The sequence below is a fragment of the Streptomyces sp. WAC06614 genome (genome assembly GCF_003949795.1).
GTDB lineage: Bacteria > Actinomycetota > Actinomycetes > Streptomycetales > Streptomycetaceae > Streptomyces.
On record NZ_RPRY01000328.1, the window covers coordinates 1 to 7,429 of the forward strand.

The 7,429-nt window shown below is 74.1% G+C and carries 9 protein-coding genes; 6 read left to right on the top strand and 3 right to left on the bottom strand.

All coding sequences use genetic code 11. The annotated features are described in order from the left end of the window. The first annotated feature begins 66 nt into the window (after positions 1-66). The 5 genes from EF918_RS29590 to EF918_RS29610 all read left to right on the top strand — a co-directional run bounded on the left by EF918_RS29590 (position 67) and on the right by EF918_RS29610 (position 4,279). Complete coding sequence (locus EF918_RS29590) at positions 67-585, top strand: hypothetical protein (RefSeq protein ID WP_125652007.1); 519 nt, start codon at positions 67-69, stop codon at positions 583-585. A 110-nt stretch (positions 586-695) separates the two neighbouring features. Further along, positions 696-1,709, top strand: a complete 1,014-nt coding sequence (locus tag EF918_RS29595; protein WP_125652008.1) for an SPFH domain-containing protein — start codon at positions 696-698, stop codon at positions 1,707-1,709. Next, a complete protein-coding gene (locus tag EF918_RS29600; protein ID WP_125652009.1) occupies positions 1,706-2,617 on the top strand; it encodes a hypothetical protein in 912 nt (303 codons plus the stop codon). Before EF918_RS29595 ends, EF918_RS29600 begins: the two co-directional genes overlap by 4 nt. A 184-nt stretch (positions 2,618-2,801) precedes the next feature. Beyond that, entirely contained in the window at positions 2,802-3,455 is a 654-nt protein-coding gene (locus EF918_RS29605) for a hypothetical protein (protein WP_125652010.1), read from the top strand. Positions 3,456-3,700: 245 nt separating this feature from the next. Beyond that, positions 3,701-4,279 carry a snapalysin family zinc-dependent metalloprotease gene (locus EF918_RS29610; protein ID WP_125652011.1) on the top strand — a complete coding sequence of 193 codons (579 nt, stop codon included), beginning with the start codon at positions 3,701-3,703 and terminating at the stop codon, positions 4,277-4,279. A 262-nt stretch (positions 4,280-4,541) separates the two neighbouring features. On the opposite strand, the gene EF918_RS29620 is transcribed toward EF918_RS29610, so the two are convergent. Beyond that, positions 4,542-5,408, bottom strand: coding sequence for a helix-turn-helix transcriptional regulator (locus EF918_RS29620; RefSeq protein WP_125652013.1), 867 nt, complete (start codon positions 5,406-5,408; stop codon positions 4,542-4,544). A gap of 221 nt (positions 5,409-5,629) precedes the next feature. Here EF918_RS29620 and EF918_RS29625 point away from each other — a divergent pair, with 221 nt between their 5' ends. Continuing rightward, on the top strand, positions 5,630-6,409 hold the full coding sequence (locus tag EF918_RS29625; protein ID WP_125652014.1) for an NAD(P)H-dependent oxidoreductase: 780 nt from the start codon (positions 5,630-5,632) through the stop codon (positions 6,407-6,409). 40 nt (positions 6,410-6,449) lie between these two features. Here EF918_RS29625 and EF918_RS29630 read toward each other — a convergent pair whose 3' ends face one another. Then, complete coding sequence (locus EF918_RS29630; RefSeq protein WP_125652015.1) at positions 6,450-6,851, bottom strand: DUF2267 domain-containing protein; 402 nt, start codon at positions 6,849-6,851, stop codon at positions 6,450-6,452. A gap of 76 nt (positions 6,852-6,927) precedes the next feature. After that, the gene (locus EF918_RS29635; protein WP_125652016.1) at positions 6,928-7,323 is read right to left on the bottom strand and encodes a DUF2267 domain-containing protein; all 396 of its coding nucleotides are present in this window, start codon (positions 7,321-7,323) and stop codon (positions 6,928-6,930) included. Positions 7,324-7,429: the final 106 nt, after the last annotated feature.

The window sequence follows — 7,429 nt, forward strand, 5'->3', positions numbered from 1 at the left end:
GTGGCGCCTAGGCTCCCGGCGGGTGCCTCGCGAGGAGGCCGGACGCAGGGATGGGGTGGGGGACGGATGGCGCGTGTTTCGCGGGGGACGGTTCTGGCCGCGGTGGTGGTCCTGTGTACGACGGGGCTGGTGGGGTCGGCCGAGGCGGCCCCGGCGCCCGGGGCGATGTCGGCCAGTGATTGCGACGGGCTGGCGGACAACGACGTGGTGGGCGACTCCGGGCATGCGACCTCGGGGGACCGGCAGGTCACGGTGTACACGGCCAAGGCCACCGATGCGTACGCCAAGGCCGCGATCGAGGGCTACGTGGCCCGGTACGACAAGGTCTGGATCGACCGGAGCGTGAACCTGTTCACCATGGGCTCCAGCCCCGGGCACCCCTCCACGTCGACGGTGCAGGCCAACGGCGGTTGGAAGCAGTGCGGGCCGTTCGAGGCCACCTGGTGGAACGCCACGTGGAACTACGTGGAGACCCCGACCGTCCGCCTGCAACAGTCCGGCAGGTCGTACGCGGTCCGGGCCTGCATGATGCCCAAGGGCTCCAGCACCAGCACCTGCACGGCCTGGTTCGTCGATCACACCTAGTCCTGCCGGGGCGGGGGAGCGGCCGTGTTCGGGCGGCCCTGTTTTCGTCCCCTTGACGATATGGCGGCCCCTTCGTTATCGTCGCACTGACGAAATCGAGGGGGTTCGCCATGGCCGACATCACCCGGCGCCTCGGCTGGCGCCATCTGCGCTCCACGCCCACCGCCCACATCCGCCACCACCGGCGCGGCCGGCTCGTCCACGACGGGCGGGGGCTCAGCTTCTGGTACCGGTCGCTGTCGGCGGCGCTGTCCGAAGTTCCGGTGGACGACCGGGAGTTGGCCATGGCCTTCCATGCCCGGACGTCCGACTTCCAGGACGTCGCCGTGCAGGCCACCGTCACCTACCGCATCAGTGACCCGGCCCAGGCCGCGGACCGGCTCGACTTCTCCGTCGACCCCGACACCGGTAGCTGGCGCGCCGCGCCGCTGGAGCAGATCGCCACCCTGCTCACCGAGACCGCCCAGCAGCACTCCCTCGACGTACTGGCCCGGACCCCGCTGGCCGCCGCCCTGGTGGACGGTGTCGCCGCCGTGCGCGAGCGGGTCGCCGCCGGTCTCGCCGCCGAGCCTAGGCTCCCCGCCACCGGCATCGAGGTGGTGGCCGTACGCGTCGTGGCGATCCGCCCCGACGCCGAGGTGGAGCGCGCCCTGCGCACCCCGGCCCGCGAGGAGATCCAGCAGGAGGCGGACCGGGCCACGTACGAGCGGCGGGCCGTCGCCGTCGAGCGGGAGCGCGCCATCGCCGAGAACGAGCTCGCCAGCCAGATCGAACTGGCCCGGCGTGAGGAGCAGTTGGTCGAGCAGCGCGGTATCAACGCCCGCCGCGAGGCCGAGGAGAAGGCCGCGGCGGACGGCGTACGGACGGAGGCCGAGGCCGCCCGCAAGGTCCGCCTGGCCCGTGCGGACGCCGAGGCGGAGCGCGCGGCGGGCGCGGCGCGGTCCGAGGCCCAGGCGGCCTGGCTGCGGGTCCACGACGAAGCCGGGCCGGGCACGCTGCACGCCCTGGCGGCGACCCGCCTGGCGGAGAACCTGCCGCGGATCGAGAGCATCACGCTCTCGCCCGACGTCCTCACCGGGCTGCTCGCCAAGCTCGGGCGCACGGAAGGCGGCACGGGCGCGTGAGCCTGGCCCCGCGGGCGGTGCTGGTGCACCGCAGGACCGAGTACGAGGAACTGCTCGCCCGGCACGGCACGCACGGCCAGGCCGCGTTCTTCCTGTCCAGCCGGGGCCGGTCGATCGAGGAGGTGGCACGCCGCCACGGCCGCGCGCGGCAGGCCCTGCGCGAGGTGGCGGCGGCGGTGCCGCTGACCTGGCGCAGGGCCCGGGTGGAGCGGGCGGACCTGGACCGCTTCCTGTTCGCCCCGGAGGACGTGGTGGTCGTGGTCGGCCAGGACGGCCTGGTCGCCAACACCGCGAAGTACCTGAGCGGACAGCCCGTGGTGGGCATCGACGCAGAGCCGGGGCGCAACCCCGGCGTCCTGGTCCGGCACCGCAGCGCCGACGCGGCCGCCCTGCTGCACGCGGCGGCCGCCGCCGGGGGAAGCGCCGAGGAACTCACCATGGTCGAGGCCGTCGCCGACGACACCCAGCGCCTGGTCGCCCTGAACGAGATCTACCTCGGCTCCCCCGGCCACCAGACGGCCCGCTACCGCCTGGGCTCCGGCGACGAGGAGAGCCCGGAGGAGGGCCCGGCCGAGTCCCAGGCGTCCTCCGGCGTACTGGTGGGGACCGGCACCGGCGCCACCGGCTGGCTGCGCTCCGTGTGGCTGGAACGCGGCCGCCCCGTGCACCTGCCCGCGCCCTGCGACCCGCGCCTGCTGTGGTTCGTACGCGAGGCCTGGCCCTCCCCGACGACCGGGACGACGCTGGTCGCCGGCGAGCTGGGACGGGGTCAGGGGCTGCGGCTGACCGTGGAGTCCGACCGGATGGTCGTCTTCGGCGACGGGATGGAGGGCGACGCCATGGAGCTGACCTGGGGGCAGAGCGTACGACTGGGCATCGCGGGGACTTCGCTGCGGCTGGTGGTGTGAGCCGGGCCGACGGCTGCCGCCCGAGGTCCCCGGGCCGGCCCGGGGGCGGGGCCGGGGGCCGCGGCATGGGAAGATGCACGAGCCCGGACGGGGGAGCCGGGGCAGTCGGGTCGGCCGTAGGGGCCGTCAGGCGAGCGGCCCGGCAGGGCCGCGGCGCGAAGGTGAACGGGAAAGGCACGCAGAAGTGGGTTCCACGGCAGTGGTGTGGTCGGTAGGCGTCATCCCCGACGAGGAGGCCGAGGAGCTTCCGATGCGGTTCGCCCACCTGCCCCTGGAATCACCGCCCCGTTCGTCCGCGTACCGGGCCTCGATGGACTGGTGGTCCAGCGGCGCCGCGGAGCGGGAGCCGTTCTTCGCGCCCTCCGGCTCCCTGGCGGGCGCCCCGGCGCCCACGCCCGCCGCGTACCGCTTCGCGGACCTCGTGACCGAAGCCGCCACCGTCGGCGACACCGTCCGGCAGATCCAGGACGCCGGCGCGGCGCTCATGCCGAAGACGGACGGGCCGGGGCGGTACGTGGCGACCGCGCGCACAGCCGGTCCGGTCGCCGCGCTGTTCTACGGGCTGGGGCAGGCCACGTCCGAGCTGTTCCCCGGCTGGTTCGGGGACTTCCTGCTGACCGCCGCCGAGGTGCGGGCCGCGCTGCCCGGCGCCCGGGAAGCCCTCGCCCCGCCCGGCGCCCGCCGCGACGAGGCCGTCGCCCGGATCGCCGCGTGGATGACGGGCATGGAGGACGCGCCGGACTTCGACGCGGGCGAACTGCTCGACGGCCCCCTGCGCGTCCTGGAGTTGGCCGCGGCCACGGGGTCGGGCGTGACGGCGTTCAGCCGGTGGTTCTGACCGGCAGACCCGCCCGGGCCGCCCCTGCTCCGGCCGGTGCCGCCCGTTGAGCGGGCACCGGCCGGAGTGCCCGCCGGAATTGGCTGGCAGGTGCATGACGTACGAGCGCGGGGCGGGGCTACGTTCTTAGGGCTTCGGAGGGGCGGCCTGTCCGAACGCCCGGACCACCAGCGGGCAGGGGCGGCGCCTCCCGTGCCCCGGCTCCGCCGAGGGGCCGGGTCCCCCACATGTGAAGGGACACGCTCATGTCTCTGGGTACCTGGCTGAAAGCAGGCACCTCCGCCGCCGTGCTCGTCCTCGCCGCGTCGACCGCCGCGACCGCGGCCCCCGCACCGGCGGCCGTCCCCGACGCCACCGCAGCGGTGGTGACGCTCCGTTACGACAGCAGTCGGGCAGCCGGCTGGGAAGCGGCCATCGCGGCCGGGGTCGCCACCTGGAACGCGAACGTCAGCAACGTACGTCTCGTCCAAGCCGCGCCCGGGGTCCGGGCCGAGATCGTCATCGTGGCCACCACCGGCTGGCCGCAGGCCACCCTCGGCCCGGTCCGCCCGGGGCGGCAGGTACGCGTCGAACTCGGCGCACAGGCCGTGAGCCAGGGCTACGACAAGACGCGCATCGCCGCGCACGAACTCGGCCACAGCCTCGGCCTCCCGGACACCAAGCCGGGCCCGTGCTCCCAGCTGATGTCCGGATCCAGCGCCGGGACGGCCTGCACCAACGCCGTACCGGACACGACCGAGCGGTCCCGCGTCCAGTCCGCCTACGCCAACGGCCTCGCCGCGGCCGTACCCACCGACGGCAGGACCCTCGTCGACGCCCCCTGATCCCACGGGTCCGGCCCCTGCCCGGTCGGCACATGCGGTGCCGACCGGGCAGGGGCCGCCAGGTCGTGGCGGCGCTTCCGGCGCACGTCGGCCCTAACTCAGCACGAGTTCGCCGAGTTCCTCCAGCCAGTACCTCACCCGGTGCCACCGGCTGCAGAACCGCTTCGGGCGCCCCCGACGGCGCTCATCGAGCGGCCTACGGCACTGCTTGCACTGCTGCACCCGCGGCATCCGCGTCATCCCGTCCCCCATGGCCACCACCTTATCCTCCGCCCGTCGGGCGGGTCGCGGCGCCGGCGTCATTCGCGGGATGTGCTGCGCCGTGGTCGGTGTCCAGGGTGGCGAGCAGGCGGAGGCCGTCCTCGGTGGGGCTGCCGGGGGCCGCGGAGAGGACGAGGAGTTCCCTACCGGAGTCGTCCGGCAGGGCGAAGTTCTCGTGGTGGAGTTCGAGGAGTCCGACCAGCGGGTGCCGGTACGCCTTGGGTCCGTGGGTGCGGGCCCGGACGTCCGCGCGGGCCCACAGCCGGCGGAAGCGCTCGCTGCCCATGGCCAGTTCGCCGACGAGGGAGGCCAGGCGCGGGTCCTCGGGGTACTTGCCGGCGGCCAGGCGCAGGTGCCCGACCACATCCAGGGTGCAGGTGTCCCAGTTCGCGTAGAGGCCGCGCTCGGTCTCCTCCAGGAAGATGTGCCGGGCGGTGTTCAGGCCGGGAACCGGTCGGCCGTAGAGGAGCCGGGCGAGGCGGTTCGCGGCCAGTACGTCCATGCGGTGGTCCATGATCAGAGCGGGGGCGTCGGTGACCAGGTGCAGGACGCGCAGCAGTTCCGGCCGGACCCGGCCGCCCGGCGCCTTCGCGCGCCGGTGGCGCTGCCGGGCGAGCCGGTCGAGGTGCCCGCGTTCGGTCTCGTCGAGGCCGAGGACCCGGGCCAGCGCGTCGAGGACCTGCTCGGAGGGCTGCGTCGCGCGGCCCTGCTCCAGGCGCACGTAGTAGTCGACGCTGACGCCCGACAGGTGCGCGACCTCTTCACGGCGCAGGCCCTCGACCCGGCGACGGCTGTCGACGGGGATGCCGGCGGACGACGGGTCGACCCGCGCGCGCCGGGTCCGCAGGAAGCCAGCAAGATCGTCCATGGCCTCAGTATCGCCCCCGTACGGCCGCGGCCGGGCCGGCGAGGGTGGTCCTGCCGGTACCAGGAAGTCCGGTCCGACGGAAGGGCCCTCCGACGGAAGGGTCGTCCGACGGAAGGGCGGTCCGACGGAAGTGCCGTCCCTGAACACCGTGCGCGGTGGCGGCCAGGATCGGAGGCGATCGACGGCCGTCATAGGCCGTCCCCTCCCGAGGAGCAGTTCCCATGAAGACATTGATCGTCTACGCCCACCCCGAGCCGAAGTCCCTCAACGGCTCGCTGAAGGACCTCGCGGTCTCCACGCTGGAGTCCGCCGGGCACGAGGTGGTGGTGAGCGATCTGTACGCCATGAACTGGAAGGCGGTCGTGGACGGCGCCGACTACGGCCCCCACGCCTCGAACCCGCTGAGCGTCGCCCGCGACTCGGGCCGTGCCTTCGACGCCGGCACGCTCGGTCCGGACGTGCGGGCCGAGCAGGAGAAGCTGCTGTGGGCGGACACGATCATCTTCCAGTTCCCCCTGTGGTGGTACTCGATGCCTGCGATCCTCAAGGGCTGGGTGGACCGGGTGTTCACCTTCCACTTCGCGTACGGCGTCGGCGAGCACAGCGACACCCGGTACGGAGACCGCTTCGGCGAGGGCACCCTCGCGGGCCGCAAGGCCCTGCTGTCGGTGACCACCGGCGGACCGGAGTCCCACTACGCGGCGCGCGGGATCAACGGCCCGATCGACGACCTGCTCTTCCCGATCCAGCACGGCATCCTCTACTACCCCGGCATCGAGGTGCTGCCGCCGTTCGTGCTGCACGGCACCGACCGGATGACGGCAGAGCGCTACCCGGACGTGGCCAAGGCCTGGCAGGAACGTCTGCTCACCCTGGAGTCGACCGAGCCGATCCCCTTCCGGCGGCAGAACTTCGGCGACTACGAGATCCCCTCGCTGCACCTGAAGGAGGGGCGGGAGCCGGCGGGCCGCACGGGGTTCGGCCTGCACGTGCACGGCTGAACCGCGGGCGGTGGGCCGGCTCCCGCCGGGTCGGCCCCGGTCAGGAGGCGTGGCTCGCGAGGAGTTCGGCCTGGCCGAACAGCAGGGCGTAGCCGCCGGGCAGGCTCCGCAGGATGCGGGCCAGGAGGTCGGGGCCCGCCAGTCGGGCCACGACCGAGAGGACGGCGCCCGTGTCCCAGCGGGCGACGGCCGGGCTGACGCCGGTGCGGGTGGCGAGGTCCTTGACGAATCCCCAGCCGGTGAGTTCGTCGAACTCGGGCACCTGGGAGACCAGGGCGCGAGCGGCCTCCACGGGCAGGCAGGCGGCGAGGTCGACGCGTTCCTGGCCGGTCAGCCGGCGGCCGAGGGCGGCCAGGACCCGCTGGACGGACTCCGCCGCGCGTTCGGGATCGGGGTAGGCGCCCTCGTAGCGGACGGCCTCCAGCATCTGCTCGTACGTCATGCCCGGGGCCGGCCTGAGGGCTGCGGAAGCGGGCTGGTCGAACACGGTCTCTGCCTTTCGTGTCGCGGGGAGCGGGTCAGGTGGCCTGCGGGTGGCCGAACAGCACGTCGTACCCGGGCGGGAGCTGGAGCAGGACGCGCTGGAGGAGGGCGTCGTCGAGGGCGTCGGCGACGACGCTGAGCACGGCACTGACGTCCCAGGCGGCGGTGGCCTCCGTCGCTCCGTCTATCCATGCGGCGGTCGCACGGACGAACCGCTGCGGGTCGAGCGGCTCGGCCGCCCGTAGCGGGTTGAGGAGGATCAGCGCGTACGTCTCGGGCAGGCGGGCCGCCACCTGGGCGCGGTCCTCGCCGACGAGGTGGGCGCCCAGCAGGGCGAGGACCACCCGGGCCGAGCGGTCGGCCTCCTCCCGGGTGGCGTACTCGCCGCGTTCCTGCACGTGCTCGATGAATGCTTCCCATCGCAAGGTCATGGCGCATGCCTCCGAAGGCACTCATGACGTCCGCACGCGCCGCGGCGAGCACGGCGACGCGCGCGTGCTGCGGGCCGTGCGGCGGCGATGCGGGCGGGACGGGCGG

Coding starts and splice junctions, on each gene's coding strand:
- EF918_RS29625 (WP_125652014.1), top strand. CDS start 5,630: ATGAAGACATTGATCGTCTACGCCCACCCCGAGCCGAAGTCCCTCAAC.
- EF918_RS29635 (WP_125652016.1), bottom strand. CDS start 7,323: ATGACCTTGCGATGGGAAGCATTCATCGAGCACGTGCAGGAACGCGGC.
- EF918_RS29630 (WP_125652015.1), bottom strand. CDS start 6,851: ATGACGTACGAGCAGATGCTGGAGGCCGTCCGCTACGAGGGCGCCTAC.
- EF918_RS29620 (WP_125652013.1), bottom strand. CDS start 5,408: ATGGACGATCTTGCTGGCTTCCTGCGGACCCGGCGCGCGCGGGTCGAC.
- EF918_RS29595 (WP_125652008.1), top strand. CDS start 696: ATGGCCGACATCACCCGGCGCCTCGGCTGGCGCCATCTGCGCTCCACG.
- EF918_RS29590 (WP_125652007.1), top strand. CDS start 67: ATGGCGCGTGTTTCGCGGGGGACGGTTCTGGCCGCGGTGGTGGTCCTG.
- EF918_RS29610 (WP_125652011.1), top strand. CDS start 3,701: ATGTCTCTGGGTACCTGGCTGAAAGCAGGCACCTCCGCCGCCGTGCTC.